Annotated in this window: 17 protein-coding genes; 9 read left to right on the plus strand and 8 right to left on the minus strand. The window is 61.9% G+C overall.

Going from position 1 to position 18,981, the window contains the following annotated elements; translation table 11 throughout:
• Positions 1-21 precede the first annotated feature (21 nt).
• Both AC1RAC_RS00685 and AC1RAC_RS00690 read right to left on the minus strand, forming a co-directional pair.
• Entirely contained in the window at positions 22-819 is a 798-nt protein-coding gene (locus AC1RAC_RS00685) for a class I SAM-dependent methyltransferase (RefSeq protein WP_492616003.1), read from the minus strand.
• Positions 816-3,041, minus strand: coding sequence for a cytochrome P450 (locus AC1RAC_RS00690; RefSeq protein WP_197900561.1), 2,226 nt, complete (start codon positions 3,039-3,041; stop codon positions 816-818). The genes AC1RAC_RS00685 and AC1RAC_RS00690 overlap by 4 nt, the downstream gene beginning before the upstream one ends.
• A gap of 357 nt (positions 3,042-3,398) precedes the next feature.
• On the opposite strand from AC1RAC_RS00690, the gene AC1RAC_RS00695 reads away from it, so the two are divergent.
• Positions 3,399-4,091: an aspartate/glutamate racemase family protein gene (locus AC1RAC_RS00695; protein ID WP_054896527.1), complete on the plus strand. Its 693-nt coding sequence runs from the start codon at positions 3,399-3,401 to the stop codon at positions 4,089-4,091.
• A gap of 430 nt (positions 4,092-4,521) precedes the next feature.
• Here AC1RAC_RS00695 and AC1RAC_RS00700 read toward each other — a convergent pair whose 3' ends face one another.
• Positions 4,522-5,034 carry a GNAT family N-acetyltransferase gene (locus AC1RAC_RS00700; RefSeq protein ID WP_054898451.1) on the minus strand — a complete coding sequence of 171 codons (513 nt, stop codon included), beginning with the start codon at positions 5,032-5,034 and terminating at the stop codon, positions 4,522-4,524.
• 227 nt (positions 5,035-5,261) lie between these two features.
• Here AC1RAC_RS00700 and AC1RAC_RS00705 point away from each other — a divergent pair, with 227 nt between their 5' ends.
• From AC1RAC_RS00705 to AC1RAC_RS00720, 4 genes are all read left to right on the plus strand, one after another.
• Complete coding sequence (locus AC1RAC_RS00705) at positions 5,262-6,233, plus strand: helix-turn-helix transcriptional regulator (protein WP_096144629.1); 972 nt, start codon at positions 5,262-5,264, stop codon at positions 6,231-6,233.
• A 99-nt stretch (positions 6,234-6,332) separates the two neighbouring features.
• Positions 6,333-7,205: a transporter gene (locus AC1RAC_RS00710; RefSeq protein ID WP_054898449.1), complete on the plus strand. Its 873-nt coding sequence runs from the start codon at positions 6,333-6,335 to the stop codon at positions 7,203-7,205.
• Positions 7,206-7,227: 22 nt separating this feature from the next.
• On the plus strand, positions 7,228-8,382 hold the full coding sequence (locus AC1RAC_RS00715) for an MFS transporter (RefSeq protein ID WP_198791291.1): 1,155 nt from the start codon (positions 7,228-7,230) through the stop codon (positions 8,380-8,382).
• Positions 8,379-9,491 carry a class II histone deacetylase gene (locus tag AC1RAC_RS00720; RefSeq protein ID WP_492616004.1) on the plus strand — a complete coding sequence of 371 codons (1,113 nt, stop codon included), beginning with the start codon at positions 8,379-8,381 and terminating at the stop codon, positions 9,489-9,491. The genes AC1RAC_RS00715 and AC1RAC_RS00720 overlap by 4 nt, the downstream gene beginning before the upstream one ends.
• On the opposite strand, the gene AC1RAC_RS00725 is transcribed toward AC1RAC_RS00720, so the two are convergent.
• Entirely contained in the window at positions 9,481-10,620 is a 1,140-nt protein-coding gene (locus AC1RAC_RS00725) for a glycerate kinase (protein ID WP_492616005.1), read from the minus strand. The genes AC1RAC_RS00720 and AC1RAC_RS00725 overlap by 11 nt on opposite strands.
• A 205-nt stretch (positions 10,621-10,825) precedes the next feature.
• On the minus strand, positions 10,826-11,926 hold the full coding sequence (locus tag AC1RAC_RS00730) for a sugar diacid recognition domain-containing protein (RefSeq protein WP_034127476.1): 1,101 nt from the start codon (positions 11,924-11,926) through the stop codon (positions 10,826-10,828).
• 157 nt (positions 11,927-12,083) lie between these two features.
• On the opposite strand from AC1RAC_RS00730, the gene AC1RAC_RS00735 reads away from it, so the two are divergent.
• Positions 12,084-13,394 (plus strand): MFS transporter, encoded by a 1,311-nt coding sequence (locus AC1RAC_RS00735; protein WP_198791294.1) that lies wholly within the window; start codon positions 12,084-12,086, stop codon positions 13,392-13,394.
• A 48-nt stretch (positions 13,395-13,442) separates the two neighbouring features.
• Here AC1RAC_RS00735 and AC1RAC_RS00740 read toward each other — a convergent pair whose 3' ends face one another.
• Entirely contained in the window at positions 13,443-14,147 is a 705-nt protein-coding gene (locus AC1RAC_RS00740) for an SDR family oxidoreductase (protein WP_198791295.1), read from the minus strand.
• A 101-nt stretch (positions 14,148-14,248) separates the two neighbouring features.
• Here AC1RAC_RS00740 and AC1RAC_RS00745 point away from each other — a divergent pair, with 101 nt between their 5' ends.
• The 3 genes from AC1RAC_RS00745 (at position 14,249) to rarD (ending at position 17,156) form a co-directional block, all read left to right on the plus strand.
• On the plus strand, positions 14,249-15,151 hold the full coding sequence (locus AC1RAC_RS00745; protein ID WP_054898442.1) for a LysR family transcriptional regulator: 903 nt from the start codon (positions 14,249-14,251) through the stop codon (positions 15,149-15,151).
• A 76-nt stretch (positions 15,152-15,227) separates the two neighbouring features.
• Positions 15,228-16,238, plus strand: a complete 1,011-nt coding sequence (locus AC1RAC_RS00750; RefSeq protein ID WP_054919046.1) for an aldo/keto reductase — start codon at positions 15,228-15,230, stop codon at positions 16,236-16,238.
• A gap of 36 nt (positions 16,239-16,274) precedes the next feature.
• Positions 16,275-17,156 (plus strand): EamA family transporter RarD, encoded by an 882-nt coding sequence (gene rarD, locus AC1RAC_RS00755; protein WP_034127481.1) that lies wholly within the window; start codon positions 16,275-16,277, stop codon positions 17,154-17,156.
• On the opposite strand, the gene AC1RAC_RS00760 is transcribed toward rarD, so the two are convergent.
• Positions 17,125-17,907 (minus strand): fimbrial biogenesis chaperone, encoded by a 783-nt coding sequence (locus AC1RAC_RS00760; RefSeq protein ID WP_052199965.1) that lies wholly within the window; start codon positions 17,905-17,907, stop codon positions 17,125-17,127. The two genes, rarD and AC1RAC_RS00760, sit on opposite strands and share 32 nt — an antisense overlap.
• The gene (locus AC1RAC_RS00765) at positions 17,904-18,938 is read right to left on the minus strand and encodes a fimbrial protein (protein WP_080757688.1); all 1,035 of its coding nucleotides are present in this window, start codon (positions 18,936-18,938) and stop codon (positions 17,904-17,906) included. Before AC1RAC_RS00765 ends, AC1RAC_RS00760 begins: the two co-directional genes overlap by 4 nt.
• Positions 18,939-18,981: the final 43 nt, after the last annotated feature.

Here is an 18,981-nt window from a genome sequence, read left to right on the forward strand (position 1 = left end):
CGCACGCCACACAGTATCGAGCTAAAGAATTTGTCCCCAGGCACTGACCAAGGTCAACGCGGCGTCGGTGAACGCTGGATCGGCACGCAGCATGACCATGGCATCCAGATCAGCCTGGGTGAGTAACCCAAGCTCCAACAATGCAGGCCCTGCCTGCGCGGTGGTTGCCGCCCAGAAGGCATCTGCCGGGCTGTTGTCGCCGATTCGGCCTTCGAGGGTGCGATGCCCCACGTTGACAAGCCCCCGGTCACGTAGCCGATCAGGCAGTCGATCGGCCCAGAACATGTCAGACCCGATGGACTGCTCCAACAGTGTGATTCCGGCCTGGGCTACTTTGCGCAACAACGGGTTCGTCGTTCTGAGGCTCGGTTGCAGGCTCACATCTTCGATCACCAACCAGCCTCCGGGACGTAACCAAGTGGCGGCTCGCGTCACTATCTCCTCGCGGTCAGTGAGGTGGCACAGCAACGCCCGGGCGTGCACCACGTCAAACGATGCGGCAGGAAAATCATCGGTCGTGACATTGTGGGTCATCACCTTGATGCCGGGGATATCGACCAGGAAGCGGGTATCGATATCCGTGGCGGTAACCGTTGCGTCGGGATATCGCTGGCTCAACCAGCCGGCGAGCGATCCGGCACCGGCGCCCAGATCAAGGATGGCGGGCGCGTCCGGCAGATCCAATCGTTCAAAAACCTTATGGCTTAACGGGTCAAAGGCGCGCTCCAGGGTTTGCAACCTCGCCAATTGGCCTGCGTGTTGGTCCGCGAGATAGCTGCGGGTGTAGCCGGGTTGCTCGGTGGAAACAGATGTGGTCAAAGCACGACCTCCAATTGATCAGGGCAGCGATTGAGAAACCCGCGCTCTTCGGGCTTGAACCCCGGAGCCCAGCGCAGGTTGGGAAAGGTCTGCAGCAGCATGCGCGCACCGATCGTGATCTCCATCCGGGCGAGCATGGAGCCCAGGCAGAAGTGGCGCCCCGCTCCGAAAGCGAAATGGCTGGTCGCCTGTTCGGCGCGCAACATATTGAAGGTGTCCGGGTCGCTGAACCGGGCCGGATCACGGTTGGCTGAACCGATCAGGCAGGCCAGGGTTGCGCCACCCGGAATTGTTCCCGAGGGCAGTTGCAGCGGTTCAGTCGCCTCCCGCAGCACAAGTTGCAATGGCGGGTTGCGTCGCAGGGTTTCAGTGAGGGCGTTGTCCATCAGTGCTGGATCAGCGATCACCGCCTCTTTCACGCCAGGTTCGCTCAACAGGTTGACAATCAGATTCGCCAGGGCGCCGTGACTGGTCTCGCTGCCTGCCGTCATCAGGATCGCGCAATAGGACCGTACAAAGGACTCGGACAACGGCTGGTCGTCAATGCGTGCCGCCAGGAGTTGTGAAATCAAGTCGTCCTTGGGTTCTATACGCCGAGCGTCGATGTAGGGCTGGATAAAGTGGTAAAAACTGTCTCGGTTGGATAACCCGCCGGTCAACAGTGCTGGGTCCTGACGATAGTTGCCCATGTACGCGAAGCCGATGGCACACCAACGCTTGAGCCGCTCCACCTCCTCTCGTGTGTGTGCCGGGAGGCCCAATGCATGAGCCATCACTCGCACCGGCAGCGCAGCGGTGAAATCGGCAATCAGGTCGACCTGAGGCCGGCCCTGCATACGCGCCAGCAAGTCTGCGGTCACTGCGGTGACAGACGCTTCGAGCGCCACCAGCGCCTTGCTGCGAAACGACGGGGTGAGCAATGCTCGGTGCTGGGCGTGTTCGCAGCCGTCCATGGTCACAATGGTGTGCCCCAGCAGCGGCCCAATCTGCCAGGTGTAGTTGCGATTGCTTGCCCCTGGGTGGGTCAGCGCGGCTTTGACATCCACATAGCGACTGACCAGCCACACATCGGTGGGCTCGTCGTACGCGATCGGAAGTGTGGTGCGTAAACGCTCATACAAGGGGTACGGGTCGATTTCGAACTGGCGGGACTTGAGGGTCGGCGGAGTCAGCGCCAGGTCCACTTGTCGGCTGTGCTGTACCGCGCAGCCATCGGCCTGTAGGTGATAGCGCGAAACGCTGCGATGCCAGTCCCCCGCCGCCCGGACAACCTGACGCAACCGGTCCGGATCGGTCGCAGCGCACGGCGGGTAATGGGCATGCTCGGTAGCGGCTGCCGTGAATTGAGCAACTGCCGTGTTGACCATCTGATGGGCTGCTTCTATCGCGCCAGGCCAGTCCAGGCCAGCGGTGTGCGCGAGTATCGACACCAGATTGAAGCGCTCGCCACACACCACATCTTTGGCAACCGAGTGGATATCGTTTGTCCACGCGATGATATCGGCAGCGTGCTTACGCAACCTGCTCCACGTTTCCACCTGCGCAGGATGCTCGTACGGGTCCAGGGCTTCGGCACCATCGATCAGATCAAAAAAGAACAGGGCGCCGAAGGAATCCCGGCGCAACGGCAGATACTCAGCCAAGGCGAGCGCCGTATCGGTTTCTCGCATGCGTACCTGCGCCGCCTGCGCGCGCAGATGCTGGACCAAATGCCCCGCCAGCCTCTTCCGCCAAGGCCCGCTGCCCCAACGCTGGGTCTCGGGCCACAAGTCGTCGACCAGAACAGCCAGCATCGGGTCCTCGAACCCGCCGCGTTCACCTGACGGCACAGCATCGCCGCTGTCGGTCAATGCCTGCACGGCGGCGATGAAATGCTCCAGCGCGCCGTTTTCCGCCCAGGGTCCGTCATCAATACGGTCATCCAGCGTAAGCGCCCACAGGTACCAGCACACCAGAGTCTGCGCTCGGTGCGTGGGCGCCCGCCCGCACAATGCTATTCCCAGGTCGAGCAGTGCCGTGGTGGTCAACCGATGCGCGCCACGCCTGCCGATCAAACCGTATCGCTGCGCCCAAGCAAGCGCATGCGTACGCAACCGTTCAGTGTCGGCACGCGGCGGTGCAACGGCGAAAGGTAGCTGGATATCGGGAATAGTGAGCGGCGCCGGTGACGAATGACTGTTGTGGCGGGTATCGGTGTCGCCTTCACAGTGTTGCGCTGCCATGAAAAGCTCCTCTGGAATCAAACTTTCAGTAGGGCTGACTTTATTTGAAATCAAAAACACAGGATGTGAGAGGTATCCGAAGGTCACCCGGCAATGGCGGTCTTTCGGCGTAGGGGAAAACGGAGCGTCGCCATCATGAGCGCTCAGGGGCTGCTCGGTCGTTCGTGCTGATTAAATAGGGGGTTTTCAGAAAAATATACTGTCATTTCTCACAGGTATGGACGAGTCGCCCAATACCGAACAATGACGGATCACCCACGCTTCTTGAACTGCTCCGGTGAATGGGTCGGCAACTGCGTATGACTTATCAGCCTCGAGTGGATAAGGTGAAGGCTTATCCTTTTTCAGGAGCACCCTATGCGCACCATCGGCCTTATCGGCGGCATGAGCTGGGAGTCCAGCGCCGAGTATTACCGCCTTATAAACCAGCGCGTGCGCGACCGTCTTGGCCCGCTGCGCTCGGCGCAAGTGTTGATGTACAGCGTAGACTTCGGCCCGGTGGAACAGGCTCAGCATGCCGGGCGTTGGGACGATGCCGCGCTGATCCTGGAAGATGCCGCACGGCGCTTGCAGGCCGGGGGCGCTGATTGTGTGGTGCTGTGTACCAACACCATGCACTTGGTGGCACCGCGTATTGAGGCGGCGGTATCGATCCCCTTCCTGCATATTGCTGATGCCACGGCGGCGGCGGCTCTGGAGGCCGGGACCCTGACGGTAGGCTTGCTGGGTACCGCATTCACCATGGAGCAGGACTTCCTCAAGTCCCGCCTTGCCGCCCAGGGGCTTACCGTGCTGGTGCCAGACGCGGATGAACGCCAGGAGGTGCACCGAATCATCTATGAAGAACTGTGCGTGGGCATCATCAGTGACGCGTCACGCCAGGTGTATCAGCGGGTGATCCAGGCACTCGCTGCACAAGGCGCCCAGGCGATCATCCTCGGCTGTACGGAAATCTGCTTGCTGATCCAGCCCGAACACAGCGCCCTGCCGCTGCTGGACACCACCGCGTTGCATGCGCAGGCCGCAGTGGGGTTTGCCTTAGAGGCTTAGGTATCGACACAACTTTGTGGTCCTTACCTGAATAACGGGTATGTACTCGGTCTGATCCAACATCCTGGCGGGCTGTCAGCCCGCTTTCGCGGGCAAGCCCGCTCCCACAGGGGATCTGTACCAGACGCTGATTCTGTGGGTAATGCATGACCCGTGTGGGAGCTGGCTTGCCTGCGATAGCGGTGGTTCAATTGTAGATTCAGTGACTGACACTCCGCCTTCGCGCGCTTGCCCTAATGCCAGTCAGTTAAGAGCTAGAGCAGACAACCAGTGACTTGTGGCGAGGGAGCTTGCTCCCGCTGGACTGCGTAGCAGTCCCATTTTTGGGGCCGCTTCGCGCCCCAGCGGGAGCAAGCTCCCTCGCCACAGTTACCGATTCTGTATTAACTGACTGGCATTGGGGCAAGCCAGCTCCCACAGTTTTACAGGATCAAGCCGACGTGCGCAGGCGCGCCATGCTCAGGGTGTCGACAAACATACCGTCGCGCAGGGCGTAATCGCGCAGCCGCCCTTCCACTTCGAAGCCGAACTTGCGGTACAGGTTGTGCGCAGGCTCGTTGTCCGCGTAAACAGTCAGCTCCACACGGCGCAGGTTCATCCAGTTGTCGGCTACCTCCAACGCGGCCGCCAACAGCCGCGAACCGACGCCCTTGCCCTGCCACGCGGGCGCCACGCCCATCCCCAATGAGCCAACGTGGCTCTGGCGTACACGCAAGTACTGCTCAAGCCCCAATTGGCCAATCACCTCAGTGCCCTTCACCGCCACCAACTGCAGGCGCCGCTCGTTATCCATCACCAGGCGCTTGCGCCACATCTCAACAGACTGAAAAGGCATTTGCAGCACCTGACGACAAACAGCCGGTTCGTTGTAGAGCGCGGCGACGCCCTCCAGGTGGGCCTCGGTAAAACGCTGGATCACGATAGACGGTTCAGGTGGGTGCATTGCATTTCATCCTTTGAAAGACAAGTGGCGGGCCAGTGTAGAGGCTAAGCGCCTGGCTGACGAGCCGGGAGTTTTCCCACTGGCCGACCAGCACCATCCTGCATCTGAACGATGGCGATCCATATGCGCAGCGCCGATACTCTGCCCAGGCCCTGCCCCGTCAACCCGACGCTTCGGCCTTCACCCTGTGACGAGAACAACAAAAAAAGTCCCACAGAGGAACACCCATGAGCCGTTTTGATCACTCGGGCCTGTTGCAGGCCTTCAGCACCCTGACCCTGGACCTGCAACGCCTGGCCCAACATCAGGACATCGAACACTTCCAGCGCCATGCCCTGGCACGCGTCAGCCAATTGCTGGCCTTCGACAGTGCCTGGTGGGGACGCTCGGCTGTCATCAACGGTCTGCCGCAAGAGCACAACAGCTACCTCTATCAGTTGCCACCCGACTACCTGGCGGACTGGCAGTCGATCCGCCATCTGGACGTTACCGTTGCACGGGTGCATGCCTCGCCTGGCGAGGCAGTAATTATCGATATGCGCGACCCCGCCAACGGCAGCGCCTTGAATTGGCTGGGGCAACGCCACGGCCTGGGTGAATTGCTGTGTGTGATCCATATCGACCCGCAAACCCACCTCAGCCACCACCTGACGCTCTACCGCCAGCCCACTGCGCCCACGTTCAACGCGCAGGATTGCCAGTTACTCAATAACCTGATGCTGCATCTGGTGGCGGCGGTCTCGGCAAACCAGATCCGCACCTTGGTGGCCATGCGTGAAACCCTGGCCAGCCCGCGCAATCTGGCCCTGGCGGTGTGTGACCCACGGGGTGTGTTGCAATGCGCCGAGCGCGGTTTTGTCGACCTGCTGCTCAGCGAATGGCCGCAATGGCGTGGCCCCACCCTGCCGGTGTTGCTGGATGAGCGCGGGCATGACGGCAAGCGCATCCATATCCAGGCGTCACCGGTGGGCGACCAATTGCTGTTGGCCGCGCGCCTCAACCGCGCCCTGCCCCAGCTCAGCCCACGGGAAAACGACGTAGCCCAAGGGTTTGGCGAGGGCAAGACCTACAAGGAAGTGGCCCGCGACCTTGGCCTCTCACCCAACACCGTGCGTCACCATATCCGCGCCATCTACGCCAAGCTCGGCGTCAAGGACAAGGCGCGCATAGCGCACCTGGTGCACGCCCCGCCCGACTGACCCTGCCCGCTTCTCCCACGGTTTTGCCACGGTCGTTTTTTACGGTCACGGGCTGCTGTTGCCCATTTTCCGGCCTCCTCTGACACGAGACGCTTCGCCATGACTTCAACGCGCCTACGTAACCTGACAGTGCTGTGCGCCAGCCTGTTCAGCCTCGACAGCCAGGCTGCCGACCTCAACGCCCGCGATTTTTTCGCCGCCCCACCGGGCACCCGCCTGGGTGTGCTGTACCTGCCCGCCACCCGTGCCAGCGATTTCCATGGCCCCGCCGACAGCACCGGCAAGGCCGACCTCAGGGTCAACGCCGTGGCTTACCGCCAGGTGTATTTCACCGACGCCTGCGGCACGTTGTGCACGCCGCAATTCATCCTGCCCTTTGCCGACATCAGCGCACGCCTTCCCGGCGCCAACCAGCGCAGCCGCGAGCGCGGCCTGGGCGATCCACAGGTGGGCGGCACGCTGTTTTTCGTCAACGATCCGGCTTCGCGCACTTATAGCGGTTTGTTGAGCCTGATCACCGTGCCGGTGGGTGAGTACCACAGTCAAAACCCGGACGTCTCTCCCGGTGCCAATCGCTGGGGCGCCACCTTTGTCTACAACTACACCCACGGCATCGGCGAAAACTGGGTACTGGAAGCCAACCTGGAAGCCCAGCTCTATGGCCGCAATGACGATTACTTTGGCAGCGAACTCAAGCAAGCCCCGCTGTATCGCCTGCAGGCTTTTGCCTCGTATGACTTCAGCGCCGCCACTTACGGTGCACTGCGCCTGATCCAGGCCGACGGTGGCGCCCTGCGCCTCGACAACCGCCGCCTCGACGACACCCACAAGCGCTACACCCAAGTCGGCTTCGAACTCGGGCATTGGCTCGACCGGCAGAACCAACTGATGGTCAGCCTTTCGCAAAGCGTTGCGGCTTCCAATGGCTATGCCGGCACCGAAGCGCTGTTGCGCCTGGTGCATGTGTTCTGACCCCTTTCCCTGGAGCTTGAAAATGCCCATTTCCAACCCTGCGATAACGGCACGGCTGGCAGCGATCGTGCTGTTTGCCGCCATCACCCCGACCATCCTGATGACAGCTCCCGCCGTGGCCGCGCAGTTGGCCAGCCAGTGGCAACTGAGCCCGGCGCGGATTGGCGACTTGTTTTCCGTGGAACTGGGCGCCATGAGCCTGGCGACCTTGCCCGCCTGGTGGTGGCTCAAGCGGGTCGACTGGCGCACCGCCGCCCGGGTCGCCGCGCTGCTGTTCATGGCCGCCAACCTGCTGTCGATGCTGGCCGACACCTACGCCGGACTGCTGGTGTTGCGCGCTGCCAGCGCCCTGGCCGGCGGCTCGCTGATGATCCTCTGCCTGGCCAGTGCGGCCACCACCGCCAACCCCAGCCGGGTCTATGGTTTGTGGGTGATGGGGCAGTTGATCGTCGGTGCCCTTGGCCTGGTGATGTTGCCTGGTTTGTTCGAACGATTTGGCTTGAATGCCTGCTACTTGATCCTGGCGGGGTTGATGGCTCTGCTGCTGCCATTGGCGCGGGCGTTTCCCGCCGGTAGCCCTGCGTTGCCCGCCAACCGCGCCCCGGTCTTGCCCGGTTCACGCTGGAAAGCCGCCCTGGGGGTTGGCGCGGTGCTGGCCTTTTACATCAGCCTGGGGGGCGTATGGACCTTTATCGGTGCCTTGGGCGCCAGTGCCGGGATTTCGGCGCAGCACGGCGGCGAAATCCTCGCCATCGCCACCGTGATGGGCATTGCCGGGGCAGCGAGCGCTTCACTGATCGGGGCCCGCTTGCCGCGTGGAGTGCTGTTGCTGCTGGGCTACCTGTTGATGGCGGCAGCGGTGCTCTTGTTGCTTGGCCAGCCCGCATTGCTGCGATTTGCCTTGGCGGCGCTGCTGTTCAAATTCACCTGGACCTTCATTCTGCCGCTGATCCTGGCCTGCCTGGCCGACCTCGATCACAGCGGCAAGCTGATGAACGCCTCCAACCTGGTCATCGGCGGCGGCCTGGCCATCGGCCCAGCGCTCGCCGGCCGCCTGATCGAGGCCAGCGGCGGGTTCAGCCTGTTGCTGCTCGGTGCAGCCGCTATCACCTTGCTGTCGCTGGTGATGATCATCGCCAGCCGTCCCCACTCCCCCACTGAACTGGAACCGGTATGAACCCAACCACCGCATTTTTCTTCGACGAAATTAGCCTGTGGCACAGCGCCGGCGCCCACGCGCTGACCCTGCCCGTGGGCGGCTGGGTGCAGCCGCCGGCCGGCAGCGGGCATGCCGAGTCACCGGAGACCAAGCGCCGCTTGAAAAGCCTGTTGGATGTCTCCGGACTGAGCCGCCAACTACAACTGCGCAGCGCGCCGCCAGCCAGTGAAGAGGATCTGCTGCGCGTCCACAGCCGTGCCTATCTGCAGCGTTTCAAGGCCCTGAGCGATGCTGGCGGCGGTGAGCTTGGCCCCCAGGCACCGATTGGGCCGGGCAGCTACGAGATTGCGCAACTGTCCGCCGGACTGACCCTGGCCGCCGTGGACGCGGTGCTCAGGGGCCAGGCGCACAATGCCTATTCGCTGTCGCGGCCACCGGGGCATCACTGCCTGGCAGACAGCGCCATGGGCTTTTGCTTTCTCGCCAACATTGCCATTGCCATCGAGGCCGCCAAGGCCCGCAACGGATTGGGCAAAGTTGCCGTGATCGACTGGGATGTGCACCACGGCAACGGCACGCAGTCGATCTTCGAAGAACGGGCCGATGTGTTGACGATTTCGCTGCATCAGGACGGCTGCTACCCGCCTGGCTACAGCGGCGACCAGGATCGAGGCCGCGGGGCCGGCGTGGGGGCCAACATCAATATTCCGTTGCCCCCAGGCAGTGGGCACGCCACCTATCTACACGCCATGGAACGCATCGTAGTGCCCGCGCTGGAGCGCTTCGAGCCGGAGTTGATCATCGTTGCTTGCGGTTATGACGCCAACGCCGTCGACCCGCTAGCGCGCATGTTGTTGCACAGCGAATCGTTCCGTCTGCTGACCCGCGCCCTGCGCCTGGCAGCCGATCGTTTATGTCAGGGCCGCCTGGTGCTGGTGCACGAAGGCGGCTACAGCGAAGCCTATGTACCGTTCTGCGGCCTGGCGACCCTGGAGGAATTGAGCGGCGTGCGCACAGCGGTGCTAGACCCGATGCTTGAGTTTGTGCAGTTGCAGCAACCCGGTGCGGCGCTGCAGGGGTTTCAAGAGCAGTGGGTGGAGCGGCTGGCGCGCGGGGTCAGCGAGTAGCTGCCAGGCGCCATACCCGTGCAATGTCAGAGGCCCGCTCACGCAACAGGCGCGGCGCCTCGTGACAGGCTTGCTCCAGAGACATCGGCCCCGACGGCAAGGCGAACGCTGCATCCACACCGTGGGCGTACATCTGATCGTAGCCGTCGCCCAAGGTACCCGCGATTACGACCACCGGCACGCCGTGTCGCCGGGCAATGCGCGCCACGCCAAACGGAGTTTTTCCCCGCAGCGTCTGGGCGTCGAAGCGACCTTCACCGGTGATTACCAAGTCGGCGCCACGCACCGCTTCATCGAGGCCAACCAGTTCAGCGACTACCTCGACCCCTGGGCGAAACTGGGCGGCGAGGAACGCCTTGGCGGCAAAGCCCAGTCCACCGGCGGCACCACTGCCGGGTTCGTCGCGCACATCCTTGGGCAGCACCTGAGCGCAATGGTCAGCGAAGTGCTCAAGGGCCGCGTCCAGGTGTGCCACTTGCTCGGGACTCGCGCCTTTTTGCGGGCCGAAAATCGACGAGGCACCGTGGGGGCCGCACAGGGGATTGTTGACGTCGGCGGCGATTTCAAAACGCACCTGCGCCAGGCGCGGGTCGAGTTGTTCAAGGCTGATATGGGCCAGGCGTGCCAATGCCAACCCACCCGCCGGCAGTGGCTGACGTTCGCTATCCAATAGCTGCACGCCAAGGGCCTGCATCGCCCCCGCCCCGCCATCGTTGGTGGCACTGCCGCCAATCGCCAGGATGATGCGCTGCGCCCCGGCATCCAGCGCGGCGCGGATCAACTCGCCGGTGCCATAGGTGGTACTGGAACAGGCGTCGCGCTGCCCCGGCGCGACGAGTTGCAGGCCGCTGGCCTCGGCCATCTCGATCATCGCCGTATGGCTGTCGGCCAGCCAGCCCCAGCGCGCTTCGACGCTGTCGCCCAGCGGGCCTCGGACCGTTTGCCGGCGCAATTGCCCCTTACATGCTGCGAGCACCGCATCCACCGTGCCTTCACCGCCATCGGCCATCGGGCATTGAAGCACGTGCGCATCAGGCCAGACCTCGGCCCACCCCGCGGCAATCGCCTGGGCGACACCTGCGGCACTCAGGCTGTCTTTGAACGAGTCGGGGGCGATCACGATTTTCATGGGCTTTCTCCGGTTTTTATAACGCCCATGCTGCCAGTTGGCTGGGGCAATGACGCGGGGCCGATGCACAAGTGTGGGGCGGGTTTGTTGTTCATTTCTACAATGCCCGTTGTAGGCGCGAGCTTGCTCGCGAAAGACCGGAACGCGCCGCGGTGAATCAGGCAACCTGCGTTATCGTTGACGTTTTTCGCGAGTAGGCTCGCTCCTACAGGGGGTGGGGCAGCAGTTGGACGCCCAGGTACAAGGCAAGCATCCCATCTAGCGTCAGCGGGTCTACGCCGCTGAGTTCGGCTATGCGCTCCATGCGGTAGCGCAGGCTGTTGCGGTGAATGCCCAAGGCGTCGGCACACGCCTGGCTTTGCCCATCGTGCTCGCACCAACTGCGCAACGTGGCAAGCAGTTGCCCGTTGCTGTCCTTGGCCAACACTTTGCGCAACGGGTTGAGCAATTCGTCCAGGGCGTCGTCGTTGCGATGACGCCACAGCATCACCGGCAGGCGATAACGGTTGAGCGTCAACAGGCGTGATTGCGGCAGGATATCGCGGCCATAAGCAAGCAGATCACCCACCCGCCGATAGCAGCGGCGCAGTCCCGCCAAGCCCTCCGCTTGCCCGCCGATGGCCACGCGCAGGACGTTCCAACCCAGGCCGTCGAGCTTTTCCAGCAAGCGGGGGTTATCGACCTGCACTCCAGCAGGTCGGCACCACAGCAAGGAAAACTGCGCAGAGCTGACGCACCAACTGTCGGGGTAGCGGCTGGCGAGCCAGGCGCTCAGGGCCTCCGCCGTTTGGCCCGGGCCCAGTTCAAACAGGTATGGCGTGCGCGCCAGTTGTGGCTTGAGCCCCAGTTGCTGGGCTTCGTCCACCAGGCGCGGGGAGTCGCCGCTGTCGGCCAACAGCAGGGCCAGCAGATCATCGCAACGCTGGCGCCGCCATTGTTGTTCGGCTTGCTGGTGGCGTTGGCTGACCAGCATTTCAGCGGTCATGCGCACCAGTTCGGCATAGGTGCGTAACCCATCCGGCTCGCCGGTGATACCCAGTACGCCAATCAGGCGCTGATCATGCAGCAGCGGCAGGTTGATGCCTGGTTGCACACCCTTGAGATGCTTGGCGGTCTGCCCGTCGATTTCCACCACCCGCCCATTGGCCAACACTAGCTGGGCACCTTCATGGCGGGTATTGATACGCTCCGGCTCGCCGCTGCCCAGGATCAAGCCCTGGCTGTCCATGACATTGACGTTATGGGGCAGGATTGCCATGGTGCGATCGACAATCTCCTGCGCCAGGGCATGATCCAGCTCGAACATGGGGCTAATTTCCTGAAAAAGGTTGTTCACCAGCACAGCGCAAAGATGGCTTGACTGTGCGCCGGCACAAAGACAGTTGCCCATCACGTCACCGAGACTGTCAGGGCGGTCAACGTTACCCTCGCACCGCGAAAAATCATAATAAAGAGAGAATCCCATGTCACAGAGCGCCACTGCCGCACTGGCCAGCGATGACGATAAAAACGCCATCTACAAGCGCATTACCCTGCGCCTGATCCCCTTCATTTTTATCTGCTATCTGTTCAATTACCTCGACCGGGTAAACGTTGGCTTTGCCAAGCTGCAGATGCTCGACGCGTTGAAATTCAGTGAAACCGTATACGGCCTGGGAGCCGGGATTTTCTTTATCGGCTACGTGCTATGCGGCGTGCCGAGCAACCTGGCGCTGACCCGTTTTGGCCCGCGGCGCTGGATCGCATTGATGATGATCGTGTGGGGTACGCTCTCCACATGCCTGCTGTTTGTGACCACGCCCACGCATTTCTACACCCTGCGCCTGCTCACCGGTGCCGCTGAAGCGGGCTTCTTCCCCGGCGTGGTGTTGTACCTTTCGCAGTGGTTCCCGACCTTCCGCCGTGGGCGAATCATGGCACTGTTCATGTCGGCGATACCGGTGTCCGGTTTGCTCGGCAGCCCGTTTTCCGGCTGGATTCTCAATCACTTTGCCGCAGGCCAAGGTGGCTTGGCGGGCTGGCAGTGGATGTTCCTGCTGCAAGGCATCCCGACCGTGATCCTCGGCGCCCTCGCCTACTTCCTGCTCAGTGACAGCTTCGCCAACGCCAAGTGGCTCAAACCCCACGAGCGTGCGGTACTGGAAGCGGACCAGGCCACAGACCTGGCAAACAAGCCGAAAACCACCAGCGACTCCCTGGCCGAAGTGTTCAAGAACCCGGCGATCTGGGCATTCGGTCTGATCTACTTCTGCATCCAGAGTGGCGTGTATGCGATCAACTTCTGGCTGCCGTCGATCATCAAGAACATGGGCTTCAGCGACAACCTGGTGATTGGCTGGCTCAGCGCGATTCCGTATCTATTGGCGGCGGTGTTCATGTTGCTGGTGGGCCGCTCCGCCGACCTGCGCAAGGAGCGCCGCTGGCATTTGGTGGTACCGATGTTGATGGGCGCCATTGGCCTGGTGATCGCCGTTAACTTCGCCACTACGCCCGCTATCGCCATTCTCGGCCTGACCATCGCCACCATGGGCGCCCTGACCGGCCTGCCGATGTTCTGGCCGGTGCCCACCGCCATGCTCAGCGCGGGTGCGGCGGCGGGTGGCTTGGCGTTGATCAACTCCATGGGGCAGATGGCGGGTTTTCTCAGCCCGTATATCGTGGGTTTTGTGAAGGATGCCACCGGGTCTACGGATTTGGCGTTGTACCTGCTGGCGGCGGTGATTGTGGGCGGCAGTGTTCTGGCATTGCGGATGACGCGCACGCTCAAGGCCTGACGCCTTCAACGTGGGAGGGATCTGCTCCCTCCCACTTGGGCCATGTATTTACAACAGGCCGCCACCGTCGATATCAACTACCGCACCGGTCATAAAACCATTTTCCATGGCCAGTACATACCCCGCCGCCACTTCTTCAGCCTGCCCCACCCGCCCAACCGGCAACCCTTGGCCCGCCTTGGCAAACATTGCCAAACGTTGCTCTTGGCCAAGCCCTGCATAGGCCGGTGTGTCTATCACCCCTGGGCTGATCACATTGACTCGACGCGGCGCCAGTTCTTTGGCCAGTTGCTTGCCCAAGGCCTCGGTCGCAGCGTTAATGCCCGTCTTGATGAACTGCCCTGTCGCCAACTTGCGCCCCAACTGGCCCGAGGTCAGGGTGATGCTGCCCTGTTCGTGCAAAAAGGGCAGCGCGTGTTGAATGGCGCGTAGTGCGCCCCAGAGCTTCACATCGAAGTTGTCCCGGGCTTCATCCAGGTCTGTTTCGATCAAAGGCTTGGCCCGCACCGAAGGCCCCGAGGTGTAGACCAGATGGTCAAAGCGCCCCACGGTTTCGAACAGTTGCTTTAACGAGGCGCTGTCGGTGACGTCCACCGGCTCGCTACGCAGCCCGTTGTCGGAACCTGGCGCCAAGCGGCGCCCGGCCACGATCACATGCGCGCCTCGCGCCAAGGCTGCCTGGGCCACTGCCGCGCCGATACCGCTGCTGCCGCCGATGACGATGATGGTTTTACCGCTCAAAGAAGAGGTCATGAGAAAACTACCTGGGTCAGAAAGTGAACGTTCATCTTCCCAGCTTGGTAATCGATGAAAAATCCGGGTAAAACGACAAGATCTTTAAAGGATTTTTATCAATGAGTTCGATTCTCGACCTTGAAGTCTTCGTGCGCAGCGCGGACACCGGCAGCCTGACGGCCGCCGCCCGTGGCCTTGGCCTCACGCCGGCGGCGGCCAGCATTGCCCTCAAGCGCCTTGAAACCCGCCTCGGCATCCGCCTGCTCGCCCGCTCCACCCGCAGCATGCGCCTGACCGAAGAAGGCCGGCGTTACCTGGACAGTGTGCGGGTGGCACTGGAGGCGCTGTCGGACGGCGAGCACGCCATCAAGCAACAGGGCCAGAGCCTCAGTGGTTTATTGCAGTTGGCCGCGCCCTCGGACTTTGGTCGCAATGTGCTGCTGGGCTGGCTGGATGAGTTCAAGCTGGAGCACCCCACCATCCGTCTGCAACTGTTGCTCAATGACAGCAATGCCGACTTGTTTCGCGACACGGTCGACATCGCCTTGCGCTTTGGCGTGCCTAGAGACTCCAGCCTGGTGGCCCTGCCGGTGGTACCCGATCACCATCGCATTGCCTGCGCCAGCCCCGACTACCTGGCGCGCCACGGTACTCCGCATACGCCCGAAGATTTGGCCCACCACAGCACGCTGCGCTATATGCGCCGGGGCCAGGCCAATAGCACCTGGTATTTCCGCCAGGGGGCGTTGCTTCAAGAAGTCGAGGTGAGCGGTGACTACCTCAGCGATGACGGCGAGATTGTCCGCCGCTGGGCGTTGGCGGGGCATGGCATTGCCTATAAGGCCAACCTGGATGTGGCCCGTGATATTCAGGCTGGGCGGTTGGTACCCTTGCTACCCGACTGGCAAGGCGAACCCGCGCCGTTCAACCTGATGTGCCCGCACCGCCTGCAAGTGTCGGAACGCGTGAAAGTGCTGCACCGCTTTTTACAGGCCCGCTGCCTGACTTTGCTACGCACATGAAGAAATGCCTCCAGGCCTTGTTCCAGAGCGCTCGGGTCTGGTATTGCATCACTTACATTTGCGTGAGGAGCTTTGCATGAATTACCGCACATTGGGCCAGTCCGGGTTAAAGGTCAGCGCTCTGACCCTCGGCACCATGATGTTTGGCGAACAGACCAGCACCGAAGATTCGCTGCGCATCATCGACAAGGCCTGGGACCAGGGCATCAATTTCATCGACACGGCGGACCTGTATACAGGCGGGCGCTCCGAAGAAATCGTCGGCGAGGCGATTGCACGCAACCGCCAGGACTGGGTGGTGGCCTCCAAGGTCGGCTTCGGCCCTACCGACGGCGTGCCCAACCGCAGCGGTTTGAGTCGCAAGCGTCTGTTCAACGCGCTGGACGCCAGCCTGGCACGCCTGGATACCGACTACCTGGACATCTACTACCTGCACCGCGAAGACCACGACACGCCGTTGGAGGTCACCGTGTCCGCCATGGGTGACCTGATCCGCCAGGGCAAGGTCCGCTATTGGGGCCTGTCCAATTACCGGGGTTGGCGCATCGCTGAAGTGATTCGCGTGGCCGAACGCCTGGGCGTCGATAAACCCATCATCAGCCAGCCGTTGTATAACATCGTCAATCGCCAGGCCGAGGTCGAGCAGATCACCGCTGCAGCGGCCTACGGCCTGGGAGTGGTGCCGTACAGTCCACTGGCCCGAGGGGTCCTCAGCGGCAAGTACGCACCGGATGTCACGCCCGAGCCCGGCAGCCGTGCCGCGCGCCAGGATAAACGCATCCTGGAAACCGAGTGGCGAATTGAATCACTGCGCATTGCCCAGCAGATCCAGCAATACACCCAAGGGCGTGGCGTGGGGATCGTCGAGTTCGCAATCGCCTGGGTGCTGAACAATGCGGCGGTAAGCTCGGCGATTGTCGGGCCACGGACCGAGGCGCAGTGGGACGCCTACACCGGGGCGCTGGCGGTGAAGATCAGCGCTGAAGACGAGGCGTTCATTGATTCGCTGGTCACGCCGGGGCATTCGTCCTCGCCCGGGTTCAACGATGTCGGGCATTTTGTATCCGGTCGATTGGCACGCCTGTAGACTACCCGCGCAATAATTGGCTTTCGCGAGGACAACGTGTCTAAAGGTGTGGTGTTATCGGTCTTGGCTTCGGTGTTGTTTGCCGTGATGTATTACTTCACATCACTGCTAACGCCCTTGAGTGGCCTGGAGATTTTCGGCTGGCGCATGTTGCTCACCGTGCCCTGCATGACGGTGTTCATGCTTGTCAGCGGCGAGTGGCGCCGGGTCTGGGAACTGCTGCGCATGCTCGCGGCCAAGCCACGGCTGATCGGCGGTGTGCTGGTGTCGTCGGCCTTGCTCGGTGTGCAGCTGTGGTTGTTCATGTGGGCGCCACTGAACGGGCGCAGCCTGGATGTGTCGGTCGGTTACTTCCTGCTGCCGCTGACCATGGTGCTCACCGGGCGCCTGGTGTGGGGCGAACAGCTTTCCTACCTGCAAAAGATCGCGGTGTTTTTTGCCGGGCTCGGGGTACTCAACGAGTTATACCAGGCCGGTGGGTTCTCCTGGGCGACGCTGGTGGTGATCATCGGTTACCCGCTGTACTTTATCGTGCGTAAATACCTCAAGACCGACCACCTGGGCGGCCTGTGGCTGGACATGGCGCTGATGCTGCCGGTGGCATGGTGGTTTGTGCAAAGCGGCGAACAGGGCTTTGCAGTGATGGATGCTCACCCCAATTTGTATGCGCTGATCCCGATACTGGGTCTGATCAGCGCTTCGGCGTTGGTGAGCTATATCATCGCCAGCCGGCTGCTTGCGTTCAGCCTGTTCGGGCTGCTCAGTTATGTCGAGCCAGTGCTGTTGCTGGTGGTGGCGCTGCTGCTGGGTGAAGGGATCAAGGCAGGCCAATGGCTGACCTACATCCCGATCTGGATCGCGGTCATGGTGCTGGTGTTCGAAGGGTTCAAGCATCTGGTGCGGCAGCGTAGGGTTTGACCGACGAACAGTCGACAAACTGCAACTGTGCTTGATGATGTTGAGTAGCCCCATCATCATCCAAGGTGGTGAACTGTAATTGCGGGCCGGATAGGTCGCCGCTAGGCAACTCAGGTATCGCAACCCGTGCAGTAGCATAAGGTGCAACCATCGGCGGATCTTCGCTGTGATGCTCCACACCACCGAGTGTCAAAACCACACCAGACAAGGTCACGTGATACGCCGTGGGGTTGAGCACCTCCAACCCCACGTCGTCCCCTCGGCTTAGGCACCATTGAAGCGCATGAACCACGTCCTGCACCTTTCCCGGCAATTGGGCGGGCCGGAGGAAAAGCTTGATCCGCGTACGAAAGGCAAATTGCAGGGCGTTGGTTTCATCGGATGCCTCAACGCTCGGTCTGATTGCCAGTACGTTCAGCCAGTACACCGACTCCCGGTCTGCCACCTGTTTTGGCGTTTGATCATGCATGATCCGCAAGGCGCGCCCGGTACCCGCGTTCATACGGGCGATGGGTGGCGTAATCGTGAACGGCACATCACTGTTCTCGGGTGCCGCCATCGCATCGCCATCATCGATCCACGCTTGCACTAGGCGCGGACCGTCAGCCTCATTGTGCAGATTGACCACCACCGTGCGCGCGGTAACCGGGTAGATGACACGCGTGCGGTCAATCACGATTTCGCCCTGCACGGCGATTGCCTGCAAGCTCATCAGCACGCCCAGGCCCCCGCGCCAAAGCGCGCTGCTCATCGGTAGCTCATTGTGAATGACGCCAACCCGTTCGCGCTGCCGGGACGGATCGAGGAGGCGGTCTGGATATAACGTGCGGTCAAAGGGATCTGGACAGTCGCATTGCCAGTACTGCCGACCAGCCACTGATTAGGGTTCCCAATCGTCGTGGAGTCAGCCCCGTAGCGCACCAGCGTGTTCCCCCGTAGTAATTGCAGAGCAACGCCACTGGCCATAGAGGTACGGGTCAAGGACAGTACATCGCTGCGATTAGCCGGCACGGTCTGGTCTGTCACCGTCACAAATACGTCACGCGTTGCCCCGCCGATGCCACCCGCACATGACAGTGTGATATTGCGGGTCACGCTGCCGGCGAAGCTGCCCACGCCGCGAAAATCACGAGCAGCCACGGCCGGCATAGGCATGGCGACCGAAGGTGTTGAGACCCTGCAGGTGGGTTTTCGTGGCGCATTGATGGTGACGTTGGAGAAGTTCACTGCGTAATAGCCAGCGCCGGTGATGGGCGTGCCGGTGATCGTATACCTTGCAATGTTTCTGGCGGTGATCGTGCCACCCGTTATGGCGCCTGTGGCGACAAAATAAATTCGGGTATCAAGCCCAAGGACGATGGGCCTTGCTCTGGCATCTCCAACAATGAGTGTGACACCTGCCGTGTTGATGGCCATGAACGGCCGGTTCGGGTCCCTCGCCATCAGGGCAAACCCCACCCCAGGCACATTGGTGGCATACACTGGCATTGAAAGCCCGCTAGCGAAAAATGTCCGGCCCGTCGGCGTGCTATTGACCAGTGCCAGCCTGGCCTGTGCCCCTAAAGCAATTCGTGTGGTACACCGAAGCGCGGACGATGGAGGACTGTCGAAGCGATAGCCATTGGCGGACCCGACCACCTGCCCGATTTGCTGCCCGGCCGCAACCGTGATCGGGGGAATGGAAATATTCACCGCCGGGCCGGGGGCACAGGTGATCGCTTGAGCTTCCAGCGCCACCATCCATCCTCCCAGCACCACGCTGGCAAGTGAAAACCTAGTCATGAAAACAACACCTCTGTCATATCGAATAAGTCATGCGCCGCAA

The organism is Pseudomonas sp. GW823-FHT02F05 (assembly GCF_058797315.1).

What these genes read in the sequence shown, in the direction of transcription:
- AC1RAC_RS00765 (WP_080757688.1), bottom strand. Translation starts at nt 18,938, where the DNA reads ATGACTAGGTTTTCACTTGCCAGCGTGGTGCTGGGAGGATGGATGGTG.
- AC1RAC_RS00710 (WP_054898449.1), top strand. Translation starts at nt 6,333, where the DNA reads ATGACTTCAACGCGCCTACGTAACCTGACAGTGCTGTGCGCCAGCCTG.
- AC1RAC_RS00695 (WP_054896527.1), top strand. Translation starts at nt 3,399, where the DNA reads ATGCGCACCATCGGCCTTATCGGCGGCATGAGCTGGGAGTCCAGCGCC.
- AC1RAC_RS00725 (WP_492616005.1), bottom strand. Translation starts at nt 10,620, where the DNA reads ATGAAAATCGTGATCGCCCCCGACTCGTTCAAAGACAGCCTGAGTGCC.
- AC1RAC_RS00740 (WP_198791295.1), bottom strand. Translation starts at nt 14,147, where the DNA reads ATGACCTCTTCTTTGAGCGGTAAAACCATCATCGTCATCGGCGGCAGC.
- AC1RAC_RS00690 (WP_197900561.1), bottom strand. Translation starts at nt 3,041, where the DNA reads ATGGCAGCGCAACACTGTGAAGGCGACACCGATACCCGCCACAACAGT.
- AC1RAC_RS00715 (WP_198791291.1), top strand. Translation starts at nt 7,228, where the DNA reads ATGCCCATTTCCAACCCTGCGATAACGGCACGGCTGGCAGCGATCGTG.
- AC1RAC_RS00750 (WP_054919046.1), top strand. Translation starts at nt 15,228, where the DNA reads ATGAATTACCGCACATTGGGCCAGTCCGGGTTAAAGGTCAGCGCTCTG.
- AC1RAC_RS00700 (WP_054898451.1), bottom strand. Translation starts at nt 5,034, where the DNA reads ATGCACCCACCTGAACCGTCTATCGTGATCCAGCGTTTTACCGAGGCC.
- AC1RAC_RS00735 (WP_198791294.1), top strand. Translation starts at nt 12,084, where the DNA reads ATGTCACAGAGCGCCACTGCCGCACTGGCCAGCGATGACGATAAAAAC.
- AC1RAC_RS00705 (WP_096144629.1), top strand. Translation starts at nt 5,262, where the DNA reads ATGAGCCGTTTTGATCACTCGGGCCTGTTGCAGGCCTTCAGCACCCTG.
- AC1RAC_RS00760 (WP_052199965.1), bottom strand. Translation starts at nt 17,907, where the DNA reads ATGAGCAGCGCGCTTTGGCGCGGGGGCCTGGGCGTGCTGATGAGCTTG.
- AC1RAC_RS00730 (WP_034127476.1), bottom strand. Translation starts at nt 11,926, where the DNA reads ATGTTCGAGCTGGATCATGCCCTGGCGCAGGAGATTGTCGATCGCACC.
- AC1RAC_RS00720 (WP_492616004.1), top strand. Translation starts at nt 8,379, where the DNA reads ATGAACCCAACCACCGCATTTTTCTTCGACGAAATTAGCCTGTGGCAC.
- AC1RAC_RS00745 (WP_054898442.1), top strand. Translation starts at nt 14,249, where the DNA reads ATGAGTTCGATTCTCGACCTTGAAGTCTTCGTGCGCAGCGCGGACACC.